Source organism: Candidatus Acidulodesulfobacterium sp. H_13 (genome assembly GCF_048541835.1).
Classification (GTDB): Bacteria; SZUA-79; SZUA-79; order Acidulodesulfobacterales; family Acidulodesulfobacteraceae; genus QIJE01.
Genome location: NZ_JBLEOY010000002.1, coordinates 413,248 through 430,859, shown reverse-complemented (window position 1 = coordinate 430,859; position 17,612 = coordinate 413,248). Strand labels below are relative to the sequence as shown.

The 17,612-nt window shown below is 39.1% G+C and carries 16 protein-coding genes; all 16 read right to left on the bottom strand.

Annotated features, from left to right (window positions below; genetic code table 11):
* Window positions 1-2: 2 nt before the first annotated feature.
* Window positions 3-1,433: a UDP-N-acetylmuramoyl-L-alanine--D-glutamate ligase gene (gene murD, locus ACMCNP_RS06680; RefSeq protein ID WP_419315519.1), complete on the bottom strand. Its 1,431-nt coding sequence runs from the start codon at window positions 1,431-1,433 to the stop codon at window positions 3-5.
* Complete coding sequence (mraY, locus tag ACMCNP_RS06675; protein WP_419315516.1) at window positions 1,433-2,488, bottom strand: phospho-N-acetylmuramoyl-pentapeptide-transferase; 1,056 nt, start codon at window positions 2,486-2,488, stop codon at window positions 1,433-1,435. Before mraY ends, murD begins: the two co-directional genes overlap by 1 nt.
* The gene (locus tag ACMCNP_RS06670; RefSeq protein ID WP_419315513.1) at window positions 2,482-3,936 is read right to left on the bottom strand and encodes a UDP-N-acetylmuramoyl-tripeptide--D-alanyl-D-alanine ligase; all 1,455 of its coding nucleotides are present in this window, start codon (window positions 3,934-3,936) and stop codon (window positions 2,482-2,484) included. The genes mraY and ACMCNP_RS06670 overlap by 7 nt, the downstream gene beginning before the upstream one ends.
* Window positions 3,920-5,494 carry a UDP-N-acetylmuramoyl-L-alanyl-D-glutamate--2,6-diaminopimelate ligase gene (locus ACMCNP_RS06665; protein WP_419315510.1) on the bottom strand — a complete coding sequence of 525 codons (1,575 nt, stop codon included), beginning with the start codon at window positions 5,492-5,494 and terminating at the stop codon, window positions 3,920-3,922. The genes ACMCNP_RS06670 and ACMCNP_RS06665 overlap by 17 nt, the downstream gene beginning before the upstream one ends.
* Before the next feature lie 14 nt (window positions 5,495-5,508).
* On the bottom strand, window positions 5,509-7,389 hold the full coding sequence (locus ACMCNP_RS06660; protein WP_419315507.1) for a penicillin-binding transpeptidase domain-containing protein: 1,881 nt from the start codon (window positions 7,387-7,389) through the stop codon (window positions 5,509-5,511).
* Between the two features lie 73 nt (window positions 7,390-7,462).
* Entirely contained in the window at window positions 7,463-7,729 is a 267-nt protein-coding gene (locus ACMCNP_RS06655; RefSeq protein ID WP_419315504.1) for a hypothetical protein, read from the bottom strand.
* Complete coding sequence (gene rsmH / locus ACMCNP_RS06650; RefSeq protein WP_419315502.1) at window positions 7,722-8,660, bottom strand: 16S rRNA (cytosine(1402)-N(4))-methyltransferase RsmH; 939 nt, start codon at window positions 8,658-8,660, stop codon at window positions 7,722-7,724. The genes ACMCNP_RS06655 and rsmH overlap by 8 nt, the downstream gene beginning before the upstream one ends.
* 1 nt (window position 8,661) lies before the next feature.
* Window positions 8,662-9,141, bottom strand: a complete 480-nt coding sequence (gene mraZ, locus ACMCNP_RS06645) for a division/cell wall cluster transcriptional repressor MraZ (protein WP_419315499.1) — start codon at window positions 9,139-9,141, stop codon at window positions 8,662-8,664.
* Window positions 9,142-9,306: 165 nt separating this feature from the next.
* Window positions 9,307-9,681, bottom strand: a complete 375-nt coding sequence (locus ACMCNP_RS06640; protein ID WP_419315497.1) for a DsrE family protein — start codon at window positions 9,679-9,681, stop codon at window positions 9,307-9,309.
* A gap of 17 nt (window positions 9,682-9,698) precedes the next feature.
* On the bottom strand, window positions 9,699-10,616 hold the full coding sequence (locus ACMCNP_RS06635; RefSeq protein WP_419315494.1) for an NAD-dependent epimerase/dehydratase family protein: 918 nt from the start codon (window positions 10,614-10,616) through the stop codon (window positions 9,699-9,701).
* 26 nt (window positions 10,617-10,642) lie between these two features.
* Window positions 10,643-11,599, bottom strand: a complete 957-nt coding sequence (gene glpX / locus ACMCNP_RS06630; RefSeq protein WP_419315491.1) for a class II fructose-bisphosphatase — start codon at window positions 11,597-11,599, stop codon at window positions 10,643-10,645.
* 119 nt (window positions 11,600-11,718) lie between these two features.
* Window positions 11,719-12,510 carry a citryl-CoA lyase gene (locus ACMCNP_RS06625; RefSeq protein ID WP_419315488.1) on the bottom strand — a complete coding sequence of 264 codons (792 nt, stop codon included), beginning with the start codon at window positions 12,508-12,510 and terminating at the stop codon, window positions 11,719-11,721.
* 59 nt (window positions 12,511-12,569) lie between these two features.
* Window positions 12,570-13,568 carry a succinate--CoA ligase subunit alpha gene (locus ACMCNP_RS06620; protein ID WP_419315485.1) on the bottom strand — a complete coding sequence of 333 codons (999 nt, stop codon included), beginning with the start codon at window positions 13,566-13,568 and terminating at the stop codon, window positions 12,570-12,572.
* A 20-nt stretch (window positions 13,569-13,588) separates the two neighbouring features.
* Window positions 13,589-14,830, bottom strand: coding sequence for an ATP-grasp domain-containing protein (locus ACMCNP_RS06615; RefSeq protein ID WP_419315482.1), 1,242 nt, complete (start codon window positions 14,828-14,830; stop codon window positions 13,589-13,591).
* A 143-nt stretch (window positions 14,831-14,973) separates the two neighbouring features.
* Window positions 14,974-16,218, bottom strand: coding sequence for an isocitrate dehydrogenase (NADP(+)) (icd, locus tag ACMCNP_RS06610; RefSeq protein WP_419315479.1), 1,245 nt, complete (start codon window positions 16,216-16,218; stop codon window positions 14,974-14,976).
* 117 nt (window positions 16,219-16,335) lie between these two features.
* On the bottom strand, window positions 16,336-17,574 hold the full coding sequence (locus ACMCNP_RS06605; RefSeq protein WP_419315477.1) for a cofactor-independent phosphoglycerate mutase: 1,239 nt from the start codon (window positions 17,572-17,574) through the stop codon (window positions 16,336-16,338).
* Between the last annotated feature and the right edge of the window lie 38 nt (window positions 17,575-17,612).

Sequence of the window (17,612 nt, the reverse complement as noted above, 5' to 3'; positions counted from 1 at the left end):
AATCAGATAAAATTATTCTTTAGATTAAGGTAGCATTTTTTGAATATATCGCCTCTTTCGTTGTAATCCTTAAACATATCAAAACTGGAAGATGCGGGAGAAAGCAAAACGGTACCCGTTCCGGTTCTTTCGCTATCGTTTATTAAACAAAAAAAAGCCTCTTTTACCGCGCTTTCCATGTTGCCTGCAACGGTAATCAACTCAATATTGCCTTTAAGCGTATCGCCTATAATACCCCTTGTCTCTCCTATCAAAACGCATGTTCTTACATTATTATTCTTTATGGAAGGGATAAGGCGTTCATAATCGAATCCCTTATCTCTTCCGCCCAATATAAGGACTATATCCCTATTTTCTCCATCCTCGCTCAGCGATTGAAGGGCACTAATTACCGCAGCGGGATTCGTAGCCTTAGAATCATCGTAAAATTCTATGTCGCCGACATTCCCTACATATTCAACCCTGTGCTCCAAGGATTCGTAATCCTCGAATGCGGCCGTTATGACATCCGGGGAAATTCCATACAGTACCAAAGAGCAGGCGGCGGCCATCATATCGTAAATAACAAATCTTTTTTTGTCCTTTAATTTTATATTTTCCAACGGTATAACGGCGTCAAGACCTATGATATTTTTAAGTCTCAGGTTAATGGCGTCGTCTTTAAAATAAACATTACATTTGTTTTCGTCGAAACCGAACAAAATCACATTGGAACCGACGATATTTTTTAAAATTGCCGAATCATAATCGTCATAGTTTAGAACAGCGGCATCGTTATACCTTAAATTCTTAAATAATTTATATTTTGTAAGTTTGTATTCATCTATGTTTTCGTACCTGTCTAAGTGGTCGTCTTCTACATTAAGCAAAACCGCAATATCCGGTTTAAAATCATAGATCCATTCAAGCTGAAAACTTGATACCTCTAAAATAAAATCGTTAAAATCGTTTATTCCTGAAATAAAAGGAACCCCGAGGTTCCCGCCGACAAATATTTTTTCGCTTAAACCGGCTTTTTTAACGGCACTCTCGCAAAGAGTAGCCACAGTAGTTTTCCCGTTTGTTCCGGTAATTGCAATAATTTTTGTTGGTACTGTCGATTTCTTTAATCTCAACATTCTATGGGCAAATTCTATTTCTCCATAAATCGGAATATTATATTTTTTCAGCTCTAAAATTACCTTATGATTCCTTTCTATTCCCGGACTTACTACGCATTGCGCTATATCTTTTAAATATTTCCTAAAAAAAACATTCTTGTTGATTTTATTGAAAAATACGGGGGCTTTATTGTCCTTTAAATTTGCCGCTTTAATCAACCCGTCAATTTCTTCATTCGATAGAATGTCGTCATACACGATTACATTGCTTTGGCCAATATAATCATGAACGGCTCTTCCGGTTTTTCCGTAACCTAATATAAGCGTATTCATCAAAAAATCCTCAATTTTAGGGTGGAAAGAGCAAATACGGTTAATATTAAAGATATAATCCATAGCCTTATCACTATCTTAGGTTCGGGCACACCCTCCATTTCAAAATGATGATGAATGGGCGCCATCCTGAATATTCTTTTTTTTCTAAGCTTATAAGAACCTACTTGAAATATTACGCTTAGAGCCTCTATCACGAAAACGAATCCTATTATAACAAGCAATATTTCCTGTTTCGAAATTATTGCCACATAACCAAGAATGGCACCCAAAGATATAGAACCGATATCCCCCATAAAAATAGAGGCCGGATACGAATTAAACCATAGGAAACCTATGGAAGATCCAAGCAGCGCGGCGCATAAAATAATTACGCCCCCTATATTTTGCATATATGGGATAGACAAATAGCTTGTGAATCCATAATTCGAAGCAGCATACAAAAATATAAGATAACCCGTGATAGCAATAGCAAACACGCCTATGGCAAGGCCGTCAAGCCCGTCGGTTAAATTAACGGCATTAGAAGAACCGACTATAATAAACGATGCAAATAAGATGAAATACGGGCCTATATTTAAATAATAGTCTTTAACAAATGGAATGACGATCACGCCCAACGATTCGTCATGAAAATATAATAAGGCGGAAATCAAAAGCGCCGCTAAACTCTGCAGCGTAAATTTATATTTGCCCCTTAATCCCTTAGAAGAACGCCCTCTAAGTTTCAATAAATCGTCGGCAAAGCCTATAAGTCCAAAACCGAGAAGCGTGAATAAACCCATATAGAGATAAAAATCGTAAAATCTTGCAAGCAACAATACCGGGATTATCGCACTAAATAATATCAAAAAACCCCCCATAGTCGGAATATCTTTTTTTTTGCTTATATGGGATTTCGGACCGTCCTCTCTCACTATCTGCCCTACCTTCATCCTTTTTAATATTTTAATAAATACCTTTCCGAACACGATAGACAGTATTAACGACAAGATTATTGCATAGGACGCCCTGAATGTAATATATCTAAGAAAATCAAGATTTAAATTTAGCATATCTTTTCGCCCTCAAAACATTCTTCAAGCTTCATTTCTCTTGAGCCTTTTACTAAAACGACACTGTTTTTTTTATCTAATTTTTGAAATTTTTCTCTAAAAATTTCTTTATCTCTAAATAAATACAGCTTGTTATCGTCAAATCCGACTTCGGAAAGCCCCCTCCGTATACTATCTATATAATCGCCTTTATAAAAAATATAGTCGGCATAATCGGCGATCTCCCGTCCGATGTTAACATGTTCGATATCCGAAGAGTCTCCCAGTTCCAACATGTCTCCCAAAACTAATATTTTCTTCTTATCCGCATAATACGTTTTTACAAAATCCAACGCCGCCATAAGTGAATCAGGACTGGAGTTATAAGTATCATCAATCAAAATACATTCGTCGGAAATACCGGAAATTACCTTCATTCTTCCCTCCGGAAGAATGAAATCTTCCATCGCCTTTAATCCGGACTCTAAATCCACGCCGCAAACATATGAGATTAAAAGGGCGCATAGGAGATCATATATTAAATGAATCCCCTGAAAACCAATATTAGAGAAATATTCTTTACCTTTAAAAGAAAGCCTCAAGTTTGTACCGCCGGTCTTTTTATTTACCTTGGCGCTTTCACACAAAATATCCGGCATGATGACCCCATAATGTTTTAGTCCAAATCCAAACGAAAGCCTGTTTGTCTCTGACAATTTATTATATGTTTTGGATAATGTTTCGTCATCCGCGTTTATTATTAAACAAGAATCACCCTTTAAGCTTAATGTGAGGTCTGATTTTTCTTTTAAAACGCCTTTAATATCTTTAAATTCCGCAAGATGGGACTTACCGATATTAGTTATCGCTCCGATATCTGGCGATATAATACCTGAGAGTTTCCTTATTTCTCCCTTTTTATTGGTTCCTATCTCCAAAACAATGTACTCATGTTTATTATTTAAATTGAGAATAGCCTTGGGAACTCCTATCAAGTTGTTGTAATTATAATTGTTCTTAAGAATTTTTTCCTTACCGTATTTTGCGGAAATTATTCGGTAAACCATTTCTTTAGTCGTCGTTTTTCCACAAGAGCCGGTTATAGCTATTTTTTTCTTTAAATCAAACCGTCTTAAATATATCTCGGCAATGCTTCCCAATGCCGAAACGGCATCTTCGACCGCTATTATGATTTTTCTCGGATATACAGATATGTCGTAAACTTCGAGAAAATTCCATGAAACGATAGCACAGGATGCCCCTTTTTTAAATGCCGCATCCACAAAATCTTCACCGTTAAAATTCTTTCCTTTTAGTGCAATGAATATACTGTTACTTGAAAAATCTTCCCGTGAATCGGTAATTATTTCGTTAAAAACAAGAGGGTTAGTTCCATCCCCGGTAATTACAGTTCTTCCATCGGTAGAGTCCAAGATTTCGTCTATGGTTAAATTATATTCTATTTTCATAATATTTTAGTACTTCCTCTTTATCACTAAAATGATATTTATTATTTTTGATTATCATATAGTCCTCGTGTCCCTTGCCTGCTATCAAAACGGTATCTTCGACACGGGAAACGGAGAGTGCCAGTTCTATTGCCTTTGCCCTATCTTCCACTATGACGCAGATATGATCACTCCCCTCAAGCCGCGATGTATTCTTATTCGCATCTATATCGACAAACAATGCATTTTCGATGCCGGTTTTTATTTCCTTTATAATTTTTAACGGATCCTCGCTTCTGGGATTGTCGGACGTAATTATGGTAATGTCCGCTATATCGGCAGAATGCTTGCCCATAAGTGGCCTCTTTCCCTTGTCCCTGTCACCTCCGCAACCGAAGACGCTTATCAGCCTACCGCCGTTGATACCCTTTAATACCGACAAGACTCTTGCAAGCGCATCGTCCGTATGGGCATAATCTATATAAACCATAGGGGCTTCAGCATTTGCAATATTCACTTTTTCGACTCTTCCAGGGACACTGTTTAACGACCGTATGCCGGCGGCTATATGTTGCACCGGAACAGAAAGGGCATAAGCGGCAGAAGCGGCGGCAAGTATATTGTAGACGTTATGGCTTCCTATAAGCTTGGAAGAAATTCCCCTGATTTCCTTTTTATCGGGCAATATTATATCTAATTTTAATCCATCCTTGCTGTAGACTATATTTTGTGCAAATATATCGCTATCTTTATTTAAACCGTAAGTAATTAAAGTAAACTCACTCTTTTCTTCCCTTAATTCCAGTATGAGTCTTTTTCCGTAAGTATCGTCATTATTTATTAAGGCAAATTTTTGCTTTTTAGCGCTTTTCAAAAGTATTTCAAAAAAAAGCTTCTTTTTTGCAGTATAATATTTTTCCATATCCCCATGGTAATCAAGATGATCCCGCGTTAAATTGGTAAAAACGGCGGCGTCATAAGAAATGCCGTAAACCCTATCTTGCGTTAAACTATGAGAAGAGACCTCCATAACGCAATAACCGATGCTCGATCTAACCGCATCGTCAAGCATTTTATTCAGCTCATAGGCATCGGGCGTAGTATTTTTGGAGCAGGTAATATCAGATCCTATTCTACAATCTATCGTTCCTATCAATCCCGTTCGACATCCTGAATCCTCCAGGATAGATTGTATTAAAAATGTTGTTGTCGTTTTGCCGTTCGTTCCCGTTACCCCTATGGTCTTTATCTTATCCGCCGGATTGTTAAAAAAGTTCTTAGAAGCGGCGGCATATGCCTTTAAGGCATCCCTGACGACTATCGCCGCCACGTTTCTACCTATAAGCCTTTTTGCCGTTTCGCCGTTATCCGTTAATATTGCCGAGGCACCTTTAGATATCGCCTCCTCTATGTAAATATTAGAATCCACTTTTGCCCCTTTCCTTGCGGCAAACATATATCCCCTTTTTATATTGCGGGAATCATTGGATATTCCGACGATATCAATATCGGAGCTGCCGTATACAATGGCTTTTAAATCACTATCGTCTTTATAACTCAGAATATGCTTAAGTTTCATAATCTTAAAACCCTTTATGACGACCTGCCTCTTGGCTTAAATTTAAGTATGACGGTTTTTTTATTATTTAAATCGGAGCCCGCACGAACACTTTGATAGTATAAGAATCCACTGCCGTATATCTTTACCTTTATATTGTATCTGCTAAAAAATTCCAGTGCCTTGTAAATAGTATCCCCTTTTAAATCCGACATTACTCCATGGCGAACGAAGGCTTTTTTAACCTTGTTCCCCCCGCCGCTATCTTTACCCTGGCTAAACTGCTCTCCATATGCATTTCCTCTCGGATATACGTTTAATATATCCAAGGCATTTTTAAACACGTCGCGTACTACCGGAGCGCTTACCGCCCCCCCGTAGTAACTGATTTTTAACGGGTCTTCCTGAACTACTATCATTGTTAATTTCGGGTGTCTATACGGAACAAACGCCATAAAAGAAGCAGTGTACTTATTTTTATAATATTTGCCCGTTTTTGGATTTATGACCTGGCCCGTTCCTGTTTTTCCGGACACTTTAAAATTTATTAACTTGGCATACTCTCCCGTGCCTCCCTTGACGACCAATCTCATCATATATTTAATTTCTTTATCGGTCTTTGTGTTAATAACCCGTCTAATTATTTTGGGCTTAGCTTTAAAAAGCACTTTGCCGTAAGGATCGACTATTTTTTTAATTATATACGGCTTCATTAATAAACCGCCGTTAGCTATGGCGGAAAGCGCAACTGCCTCTTGCAGCCCCGTTACGGCAGCACCCTGCCCGAACGATTCTTCACAGGGACCTATCTTGGACCATACGCTAAGCGGCCTGATTATTCCCGAAGATTCTCCAAGTAATCCCGCATGAGGTCTATCTAAGAATCCCCATTTTTTAAGCCAGTACCATACTCTTTTTTTTCCCATTTTCATACCTACCTGACAGGCGCAGACATTGCATGAATATTCGATCAGTTGATTTATATTCAAACGACCGAATTTGTTTTCTACGTCGTGAACGGTTATGCCGTCGAAGTGATAAGAACCATGATAACCGTTTATTACGGTATCGGGCTTTACGATGCCATCCTGCAGTGCACCGGATATTATAAAAGGCTTCATGATAGAGCCCGGCTCGAAGTCGTCGGTAACGGCCCTATTCCTCCAGTATCTTGCGGAATATTTCCAGTAATAATTGGGATTAAAACTGGGATAATCCGCCATCGCCAAGATTGCACCGGTATTAGGATTCATAAGTATCGCAAAAGCACCCTTGGATTGTGTTGCTTTTGCCTCCCTATCTAAATAATATTGCGTAATAAATTGCAGTTGCTTATTTATGGTTAAGTAAATATTATCCCCATGTGTAGCTTTTCTGAGCCCGAAACCCCTAATAAATATATACTGTCCCAAACCGTCGTGTAAAACCTTTAATGCACGTCTATTTCCTTTTAAAAAATTATTGTATTTATACTCGATTCCGGATAAGCCGTTATCGTTAATTCCTACAAAACCTAAAACATGGGAAAGTAATTTTCCGTCCGGATAATATCTTACCGGTTGTTTAACTATTATGACACCGGCAATTCTTAGTTTTCCCACATTTTTTGCTAAAGCTGCCGAAACCCTCTTGTTAATCCATGCAAATTGAACTTTTTTATTTAATATTTCTATTATTTTTTTAAAACTTATTCCCGTCAAACCGGATAATTTTTCGGCATTTTTAAGCTTATGCCTTATCATCAACGGATCCACTGCAATACCCGGCATATTAATACTCGTGGCAAGTATGCTCCCGTCAGACGAATAAATGTTTCCGCGTTCCGGAGTAAAATATATTTGTGTATGAAACTGCTCGCGCGCAAGCAACCTTAACCTTCCACCCTCTATTATCTGAAAATAAAAGGCCCTGCTCATTAACAATCCCCCAAAAATTACTATAGCGATAAAACCGATTAGCATTCTCAGTTTTAAAGTTGTTTTCCATAATCTAATCATGAACTATTATGATTTCGCCTTCTTTTGGGTAAATAAAATTCATTTTTTTGGCAATATTATAAATTCTCAAGGGCGAACTCAAAGCCGCTTCCTTAATCAGAAGCTCTTTATGGCTGTATTCAAGTTTTAACTTTACGACACTCAGCTTATTAATGTCATACCCTAATTTTATGCTTTCCATTTTAGTCCATACGTAAAACATTCCCAAAATAGTTAGCATTATCACAGAAACAATAAAATACGGCTTTATCTTAGACATAATAAAAAGCCCTCAATTTTGCACCCCTGGATCTCGGATTCATATTTATTTCTTCATCCCCCGGGACTATAAGTTTTTTGTTTACAGGCTTAAAATCGGGGTTTTCTCTAATAAAATTCTTGACTATCCTGTCTTCCCCGGAGTGAAAGGATATTATTGCCGCTATACCCCCGTTGTTTAAAACATACTTAAGCTTTCCCAAAAATTCTATTAACGAATCGTATTCTTTGTTTATCAATATCCTCAATGCCATAAATGTCTTTGTCGCCGGGTCGGTCCTGAACCTTTTAGATTTACCAGAGCCTCTATAAACCGCACTTCTTATAATACTTGCCAATTCCAAGGGTGTTTCGATCGGTTTTTTTTTCCTGTATTCCACTATTTTTTTTGCTATCTTCCTTGAGAACCTTTCGTCGCCGAGTTTCCATATGGTATCGGCAAGATTTTTTTCGGCATAACCGTTTACCACGTCATATGCGGTTAGTTCCGTTTCTATACCCATTCGCATATCAAGAATGCCTTCCTCGTTAAAACTAAACCCTCTACCGCTTTCAAGCTGGATAGAGCTGATACCGAGGTCGAGAACAATGCCGTCTATCCCTTTTAAATTTTCCGCTTTCACGATTTCATCGATTGCGCTAAAATTAGCATTAATCGCCTTAAAATTTTTTTTACCAAACTCATTTTCAAGTTTAGTCCGAACATCTTTTACTGCCTCGGCATCTCTATCTATCCCTATAAGTAAACCGTCGCGATCCGAATGCTCCGCTTGTAACCTTTTTAATATTTCTTCAGAAAAACCTCCGCCACCCAGCGTCCCGTCAATATAAATATTTTCGGGCTTTACTTCTAAAATATCCACGGCCTCTTTCAATAATACCGGTATGTGTCGTCCCAACTTTTGTCGCCGTAATGCCCCCGATACCGGCATGCTAAAAACCTACCTGCGACATAGTAGCCGCAATAGATTCAAAATTGGATTTTGCTCCCTCAAAATTTGCATCCCACAAATCTCTGTCCCATATTTCAAATCTGTTTATTATTCCCACAAGTACCACTTCCTTATTTAAATTTCCGCTAATTTTAAGGGATTGAGAAATGTGCATTCTATCCATTTTGTCAAATTCAACCTCTTCCGCACCCGAAAAAAAATATCGTAAAAATTCTAAAACGTTTTTTTGCATCGAAGGGAGTTTAAGGGCTTTTTCTTCTAATTTACGCCATTCTTCTGTGGGATATGCAACTAAACATTTATCGAGATTGGTAATTACGATTGTCGTATTATCGTAAACAGACACAAGAGAATCCTTAATCTTCTGGGGAACCTTAACTCGCCCTTTATCGTCTATCGAATGGTTATATCTGCCGCTAAACATAAAGAAATAAATTGTTAAAATAATTAAATTATTCAACAAATATCATGGTTATTTTCAACGTAATTAAATGCTTACCACTTTTTACCACTTTTTACCACTTTTAAATAATATTATTGATTTTAGTAAAAGTCAAGTTAATTTAAAAAATATATTTAGAAATAAAATAAGTCGGAGCAAGACGTTAAAAAAGATAAGGAATTATTAAAAGAAATAGGTTTGATCCGCCGTTTGTTTCAAGCTATGCAACGTCGACATTCCGGCAATTTGAAAGGGTCGAATAAACATGCTTTCGTCTAACCCGAGAAGTTCTTTACTTTTAGAACATATATATACGGAGGGTGAATTTTTTAGCAAATCGGTAACATTTTCAACTATTAAATTCTTAAATCTTTTATCTATAAGTGAATTTTCCGCTATGTTTTTCGTATAAAGCAACGGAGATTTTGCCATGCTGAATATACGAATATCGTTTTCCATTATCGCCAGTGTTCTTGCTAATATCAAACTTGCTATGCATTTTTCCGGCTCATTTTCAGGATCGGAAAGCTGAACTATTAAAATTTTTTCGTCTTCCATTTTGCCGGATACAGCATTTAATTATATTTTTTTAATAAATATCTTTTAAGCCAATCTTTTAAGTGCGTCTTTTTTAATTTCAATAGCTCGTCAAATTCGCTCGCGTCTCCGCTGCATATGCTATCATACTTTAACATTCTAACCTGGTCGGATGTTATCGGTATATTTTTGAACGGCGCAGATAGTTTTTCGACGATACTTAAAGATTTTTCAACGATAAAAAGGGGGGTATGGATTTTTAATTTTTTAGGCGGTAAGAACTCCATGATCAAATCTATGATATCTTCAAAAGTATAAATATCCGGACCGCACAACTGAAACGACTTATGAATGGTTTTATTGTTATACAAAGAATTATTATATGCGTCGGCAACCGAAAATACGTCTATGGGAGTAAACTTATTTTCTCCGGTTCCGATTATAGGAACAAGAGCCCTTGTTTTTACTAAATTTATGAGGTCGTCAAAAAAAGCCGCATTATCTCCAAAAATCAAAGAAGGCTCAAAAACAGTCCATTTTAAACCCGAATGTTTAACGAGCGACTCACCCTCGTATTTTGTGGAAAAATATTTTGAATCGCTAACCGAAGCACCGAGAGTGCTCATATGGATAAACCTATTTATTCCATTTTTCTTAGCCAACTCCAACAATGTATTCACATAATCTACGTGAACCTTTCGGAAAGAAAAACCGGGCGTGCTTCTTATTATTCCAACAAGATTTACTATTGCATCAAATTTATTAAGAGAAAGGAAATTGTCAATAACATTCTTTTCCTCAAGCCTCCCCTCAAAAACCTCAAAACCCAATTTCTTTAACTTTGGAACTTTATTTTTTTTACGCTCCAAAAGGGTAACGGAAGCCCCTGAGGATTTAATCTTTTCGGAAATGACCGAACCTACGAATCCCGTTCCTCCCGTGATAAAAACCTTCATGCGCTTTCCCCCTTTTTAATCACGCATTATTTTATCTCTTTATAATTAAAATAATGCGTGGCCTCTATATATCTGATGGTTCCGGTCTTAGACCTCATGACGACCGAATGAGTTTTTGCTCCGCTTTGAAAAAATTTAACTCCGTTGAGGTAATCCCCGTTAGTTACGCCTGTCGCAACAAATATTACGTCACCGGCAGCAAGATCATGAATACCGTAAATTTTATCAAAATCTTTTATACCCATTTTAAGGGCGCGTCCCCTTTCTTCTTCGTTCCTAAATACAAGCCTGCCCTGCATATCGCCCCCAACACACCTTAATGCCGCTGCGCCGAGTACACCTTCGGGAGCGCCGCCTATGCCCATAAGAACGTCTATGCCAGAATCTTCCTTTGCGGTTGCTATCGCGCCGGCAACGTCTCCGTCTTGTATAAGCCTAATCCTCGCCCCTGCCTTCCTCACCTCTTCTATTAAGGGTTTATGTCTTTCGCGTTTAAGGATTATGACGGTCAAATCTTCGATATATCGGTTTAACGCCTCCGCGATTCTCTGAAGGTTTTCAGTCGAAGACAGCTTTATATCAATAACGCCTCTTGCTTTAGGACCTACGGCTATTTTTTCCATATATGTATCAGGGGCATGTAAAAAATTTCCATGATCGCCTATTGCCATAACGGCAATTGCATTAGGGGCGCTGGTTGCAGCCAAAGTAGTTCCTTCCAGCGGGTCAACGGCTATGTCAACCTTTTGTCCTTTTCCGCTGCCGACTTTTTCTCCTATGTAAAGCATAGGGGCTTCGTCTCTTTCGCCTTCGCCTATAACTATCGTTCCGTCGATATCTATATATTCGAGAGAGCCTCTCATGGATTCTACTGCAGCCCTGTCCGCCGCTTCTTCATCTCCCCTGCCGATAAACCGTGCGACCGATATCGCGGCGTGTTCGGTAACCCTGGCAAACTCAATAGTCAACGATTTATCATCCATAATCGTACTCCCCCCCTGATTTCAATATATTTATTTTATCAATGTTACACAATAATTCTTATATTATATCCTATATTGTACGCCAATACAATATTTTAAAAAAACAAGAACGGATTTGATTATCCGCGTTCGGGCATCCCGTCATATTCGTGCAAATCAGGGGCCAATCTCCTAAAGGGTTTTTCCCTCATCCATTCTTCAAAGACCTGACCGACAAGTCCGCAGGAGCGGGCAATTATGAAGAAACCCTTGCCGAGTCTATAATCGAATCCCATATCGGAAATTATTGCGGCAATGCAGCCGTCTACGTTAAGCGGAAGTTTTCGTTCGGGCTTTTTAACCTTAAATTCATCCGCTATTGCTACGGCAAGATTGACATAACTACCGCCAAAATTTAAATCTCCCGCAACTTCTAAGAGCCTCTTTGTTCGAGGATCAATGGTATGAAGTTTATGACCGTAACCCGGAAGTCTTTTTTTATTCTTAAGAGCGTCGTCAACCATGTTTTTTGCCGTTTCTTTAATGTCTTCGTCTTTAATACCTTCTTTGCCTTTTATATAATCCTGAAACATCTTTGCCGACTTTTCAATAGCACCCCCGTGGGCATCTCCAAGAGTAAGAATCCCACCTGCAACAGCGGCGTTAAGTGAATTCCCACCGGAAAATACCGTTCTTGCGGCAACGGACGAAGGTGTGGCAATACCTGCATCTATGCATGAAACAAAAATGGCGTCCAACATCTTCGCTTCATTTATGGTAGGCATTTCGCCCTTTAAAAGCAAGAAACAGACCTCTGCATAAGATTTATTCCCAATTAAATTATCAAGATTATAGCCTCTTATAAGAATCTTTCCGTCCTGATTAGACGTAACGGCCGTTCGCCACTCTTTTTGTGAATTTATTTCAGACATAAACTCAAACTCCTTTAACTTTATATTTTTATCATTTACTTATTAAATACAAAAATCACTTATTTTAAAGTGCTGTAAAGCGGCTTCACGTCATCGGAGGAGCTATCCTCAAAATCTCTTTTCGCCCCTAAGAAGATAAGGGCATTGACGAGCTCATGGTAAAATTTAGCAACCCTTATCGTTCCCGTTTTTTTGCCCAATTCCTCGAGCCTCTTTATCTTATCGGTTGCCTTTCCCATACCTCTTTCTACAATGGCACCCGCATGCCCGAAAGAAACCCCTTCCGGCATATTTTCCTGAAACACGCCTGCAACAAAAACGGCTAAAGGCTTAGTATAGACACCATTAGCTACAAGCTCTGCAACCTGCTCTTCGTATGTGCCCCCCGGTTCCCCCATTATAACACATGCCTTAACATTTTCGTCCTTTTCAAGTTCGGGAAGAACATCGGCAAAAGTCGTGCAGGCAATAATATCGCCCCCTACGGCTAAAGCCATGTAGATACCGAAACCGCGTCTTTTAAGCATTTCCGACGTAGTAACGGTAAGCCCTCCGCTTTTCGAAAGAACGACTATAGAGCCGTCTCGAAATGCGACACTCGGGTCCTTACCGCCTATGGCACCTATCCTGCCGACCGAAGGAACGAAACATCCGAGAGACGTCCCGCCGACGATAGTGACTCCCTTTTCCTTTGCAAGTTCATATATTATTATGGAATCCCTGATAGGAACATGCTCTGTAATGATGTACATAAGCTTAATGCCGTTATCGATCAATTCATAAACCGCATCGAGGACGGAAGTAGGAGGGACATATATTAAGCCCGTATTCACGGACTGCTTTAATTCATCAACCTTTAATGCTTCTCTTACGGTATCAAAAACGGGAATCGGACAAGTATCCATCAAAACCGTTCCGCCCTTTCCGGGCGTTACACCGCATTTTACGATGCCGGGATAAATACTTTCCGACTCGGCAACAACTTGAGAAGCCTCTCTGCCGGTAATGCCGATTACAATAACGCCGGTACCGTCATTTAAGAATTTAGTGCCTTTCATATAAATAATCTCCTATCATATTATATAATATTTTTAGACTTTAAAATCTCATACAACTTTTGCGGCGCCTCCGTGAGGGGAAGTTCAGAATCATATATTACCGCCTCTATACCGTTTTTCACGAAACAGTCGTAAAGCATTTTTAATCCCTTCTGATATTCCGGACCGCTTCTCCTAACGACCCATGCTAATCCCTCGGGAAATGTCCCGTCTTTTCTCATTTCTTCTATGGCCGATACGAGACCCTCTCCCAGCGTAACGTCTATTCTCGTATTGCTTGCCGTCCCGCCGCAAACAAGCATTGCTTTGAGTCCCGGCTTTGAAAGAATAATTTTAGAAATTTTGACCATCTTTTCCGCAGGCGGATTTCCGCCGATATCGGTAAGATTTGCGGGTTTCATTCCCAGCGCAAAAACTGTTTCCGCCGTAATAGTCGAACCGCCGCCTCCGAATGTCATCATTCCTATATCACCGTCCAATTCGACATAAGAACCCGCTTTCCCCCTGTGGTCGTCTCTGTCTATTAAATGTGCTGCCGACTCTCTTTGAGTAAGGGGCCTTCCCATAGCCCCCCTTGCGGTATAAATTTTAGAGGGAGCAATCCTTGCATCGTCATCTATCATATTTACGGCATCTATCGCTAAAATCTTTCGTTTTTTGGGATTCACTTTATCGCGGGCAATAATTAAAGGATTAACTTCTAAAAGTCTTGATTCCGAATTCCAAAACCCCCTGTACATATTGGCAATAACCTCTGAGAGCAGCCTCAATTCCGATTTATAATTAAAACCTATTTTAATTAAATATTCTCTGACTTTATACGGAAAAAGACCCTCAAGAGGGTTTATTTCGTATGTAAATATTTTAGACGGGTCCTGCTCCTCTATGTCCATTCCGCCTTCAAGCGATATAACAAAAACAGGTCTTCTCGGTCTTGACGAATAGGTAAAACTTACGTAAAGTTCTTTTACTATTTCCGCCTTTTCCTGGATAATAACGCTAACCGGCTTTTCGCCGTATACGTCCGTCTCCATTAATGCCTGAACATGTTCATTTGCCTCGTCTCCGGTTTTAGCAAATTTAACCGCTCCGGCTTTTCCTCTCTTTCCGACAAGAACCTGAGATTTTATAACTACCTCTCCGTTCTGTTCTACAAAATCGACCACATTTTCTCCGGAATGTTGAACGACCATATATCTTGGAGTCGGAACGCCGTATTTTTTAAATACGGTATCATATGTTTCGTATTCATAAAGTTTCATAAAAACCCCGTTTTAACTTAAAAAAGGCATTTCCGTCTGTGCCAAAAAACACTGTTTTAGACATATGGAAGAATATATTTTGACAACTGCACAGAAACGGAGATATCCGCTAAGGCAGAAATGCCGTCTTAATTTATATTAATTTACATATTTTCGGCAATTCTTTCGGCAAACTGAGAGCATTTAACTTCAGTAACTCCCGTCATTTGCCTTGCAAGGTCATATGTTACGTATTTCTGCTTTATCGTTTCTTTAATCCCTTTTTCTACAAGATCCGCCGCTTCCTTCCATCCCATATGTATAAGCATCATAACCGCCGACAGAATTAAAGAACCGGGGTTTGCCTTATCCTGATTCGTATATTTAGGGGCAGAACCATGAGTTGCTTCGAAAATAGCCATGGTATCGGACATATTTGCACCGGGTGCCATACCAAGACCGCCGACCTGTGCGGCTAAAGCATCGGACATAAAGTCACCGGTAAGATTCGGCAATGCAAGAACGGAATACTCGTCGGGGCGAAGAAGCCCTTGCTGGAACATAGAATCTGCTATCCTATCCTTTATAATAATTTTGTCCGTAGAACCCGTAACCTCGGCTTCAGGAATCAGTTTGTCGCCAAACTCGGTCTTTGCAAGTTCATAGCCCCAATCCCTGAATGCACCTTCGGTAAATTTCATTATATTGCCTTTATGAACCAAAGTAACACTCGTTTTGCCGTTATCTATGGCATATTGAATCGCTTTTTTTATGAGTCTCTTTGATGCAAAAGGTCCCATGGGTTTTATCCCGATGCCTGCGTCCTCTCTTATTTTTTCCTTAATATTAACATCCATTGAAATCAAAAAATCTCTAAGCTTTTTAGCCTCTTCGCTGCCGGACCTGAATTCAATACCTGCATAAATATCCTCAGTATTTTCCCTAAATATTATCATATTTACTTTTTCGGGGTGTTTAACGGGTGAAGGTATTCCTTCGTAATACTTAACCGGCCTAACACATGCAAAAAGGTCAAGCACCTGCCTGATAGTAACGTTTAACGACCTAAAGCCGCCACCTACCGGTGTAGTAATCGGACCCTTGATACCTATCGAATATTCTTTAAGAGCTGTTATCGTATCTTTGGGAAGATACTGTCCTTCTCCATATTTCTCAACCGCCTTTTCTCCGGCGTAAATCTCAAGCCAGTTGATCTTTTTTTTACCGTCGTATGCCTTTTTAACAGCCGCATTAATTACAATATGCATAGCCCTCGTTAAATCTGCACCGATTCCGTCACCCTCTATGAAAGGAATAATCGGGTCGCTGGGGACTTCAAATTTATTAGGACCCAATACCTTAATTTTTGAACCTTCTTTGGGTTCGATAAGCTTTTGATATGATGCCATAGATTGACTACCTCCCTGCTAATCAATTTAAGTTAAAATAATAAAAAAATAAAATTTTAAGCTGCAAAGGATTATAATAAAACATTTTTTTAAAATCAAGTAAAAAAATTAATATTATTAAGTAAACCGCTCAAATGAATCTAAAAAAGCCTTAAATAACAGCGGGCCTGAATTAAAAAACAAGCCGCCGTCTTTAGCCGAAATTTCAGAATAATGATCGGAACGATACCTGTTCTTGGTATTTTCCATTTTTGTGGAGAAACCGCAGAAAGGGACAGGTTCCGACGTGTGCTTTTTAAGTTTAACCGGATTGTAATGGTCGGGTAAAATCATTATCGTAAATTCATTATATTTTTTAAGACCTTTCATGACTCCGCCTACGATAAACCGGTCAAAATCTTCTATGGCTTTTATTTTATCTTTAACACTTCCCTCGTGCGAGGCTTCGTCGGAGGCTTCTACGTGAATATAAACAAAATCGCTAGAATTCAAAGATTCCATGCCGTAATCGGTTTTGCCTTTATAATCGGTATCTAAATATCCGGTTGCCCCCGGAACGTTTATAACGCGGAGCCCTGCATATTTTCCAATACCCTTTACTAAATCTACTGCGGAAATGACCGAACCCTCGATACCATATTCTTCTCTCATTGTAGGCATGGAAGGCTTATAGCCCTGCCCCCAGAGCCAAACAAAATTTGCAGGAAGCTTTCCCGACGCAATTCTTTTTTTATTCACATCGTGATCTTTTAGTATTATCTCTGCATTTTTCATTATATCTAATATCCTGTCGCTCGAAGTTCCTCCGTGAGGCAAAAATTCGTCTATCTGCATATCCGGTATATCGTGCGGCGGAACGGTTTGAAGACCGTCTATGTCAATATCATCGGTAACCATAAGATGCCTATAACTCACTCCCGTATAAAATCTAAAATGCCGACTGCCTAATTTTTTCTGAAAGGTCTCTATTATTTCTATCGCTTCTCCGGTAGTAATATGTCCGCCCGAATAATCATGCATAAACCTTTTTCCGTTTTCTCCTATTATATTGACAAAATTAAGCCTGAACGCAACATCTTTCGTCCCAAGTTCAACACCCATACTCGCAGCCTCTAATGGAGACCTACCCGTATAATATTTGACCGGGTCATACCCTAATATCGACATAGAACCGATATCGCTTCCGGGAATACACCCGTCCGGGATAGTTTTTATTAAACCGATGACACCCTTATTCGCAATATCATCCATATTAGGAGTATTAGCATACTCTAACGGCGTTTTCCCTCCAAGCTCCTCTAATGGAAAATCTGCCATGCCATCAGGACATAAAATAACATATTTACGGTTTGACATGCTTACTATTAATCCTCCTGATAAAACATTATTCGATT

What these genes read in the sequence shown, in the direction of transcription:
- ACMCNP_RS06670 (WP_419315513.1), bottom strand. Translation starts at nt 3,936, where the DNA reads ATGAAAATAGAATATAATTTAACCATAGACGAAATCTTGGACTCTACC.
- ACMCNP_RS06665 (WP_419315510.1), bottom strand. Translation starts at nt 5,494, where the DNA reads ATGAAACTTAAGCATATTCTGAGTTATAAAGACGATAGTGATTTAAAA.
- icd (WP_419315479.1), bottom strand. Translation starts at nt 16,218, where the DNA reads ATGGCATCATATCAAAAGCTTATCGAACCCAAAGAAGGTTCAAAAATT.
- ACMCNP_RS06635 (WP_419315494.1), bottom strand. Translation starts at nt 10,616, where the DNA reads ATGAAGGTTTTTATCACGGGAGGAACGGGATTCGTAGGTTCGGTCATT.
- ACMCNP_RS06640 (WP_419315497.1), bottom strand. Translation starts at nt 9,681, where the DNA reads ATGGAAGACGAAAAAATTTTAATAGTTCAGCTTTCCGATCCTGAAAAT.
- glpX (WP_419315491.1), bottom strand. Translation starts at nt 11,599, where the DNA reads ATGGATGATAAATCGTTGACTATTGAGTTTGCCAGGGTTACCGAACAC.
- rsmH (WP_419315502.1), bottom strand. Translation starts at nt 8,660, where the DNA reads ATGCCGGTATCGGGGGCATTACGGCGACAAAAGTTGGGACGACACATA.
- ACMCNP_RS06625 (WP_419315488.1), bottom strand. Translation starts at nt 12,510, where the DNA reads ATGTCTGAAATAAATTCACAAAAAGAGTGGCGAACGGCCGTTACGTCT.
- ACMCNP_RS06620 (WP_419315485.1), bottom strand. Translation starts at nt 13,568, where the DNA reads ATGAAAGGCACTAAATTCTTAAATGACGGTACCGGCGTTATTGTAATC.
- ACMCNP_RS06615 (WP_419315482.1), bottom strand. Translation starts at nt 14,830, where the DNA reads ATGAAACTTTATGAATACGAAACATATGATACCGTATTTAAAAAATAC.
- ACMCNP_RS06655 (WP_419315504.1), bottom strand. Translation starts at nt 7,729, where the DNA reads ATGTCTAAGATAAAGCCGTATTTTATTGTTTCTGTGATAATGCTAACT.
- ACMCNP_RS06660 (WP_419315507.1), bottom strand. Translation starts at nt 7,389, where the DNA reads ATGAGCAGGGCCTTTTATTTTCAGATAATAGAGGGTGGAAGGTTAAGG.
- murD (WP_419315519.1), bottom strand. Translation starts at nt 1,433, where the DNA reads ATGAATACGCTTATATTAGGTTACGGAAAAACCGGAAGAGCCGTTCAT.
- mraY (WP_419315516.1), bottom strand. Translation starts at nt 2,488, where the DNA reads ATGCTAAATTTAAATCTTGATTTTCTTAGATATATTACATTCAGGGCG.
- ACMCNP_RS06605 (WP_419315477.1), bottom strand. Translation starts at nt 17,574, where the DNA reads ATGTCAAACCGTAAATATGTTATTTTATGTCCTGATGGCATGGCAGAT.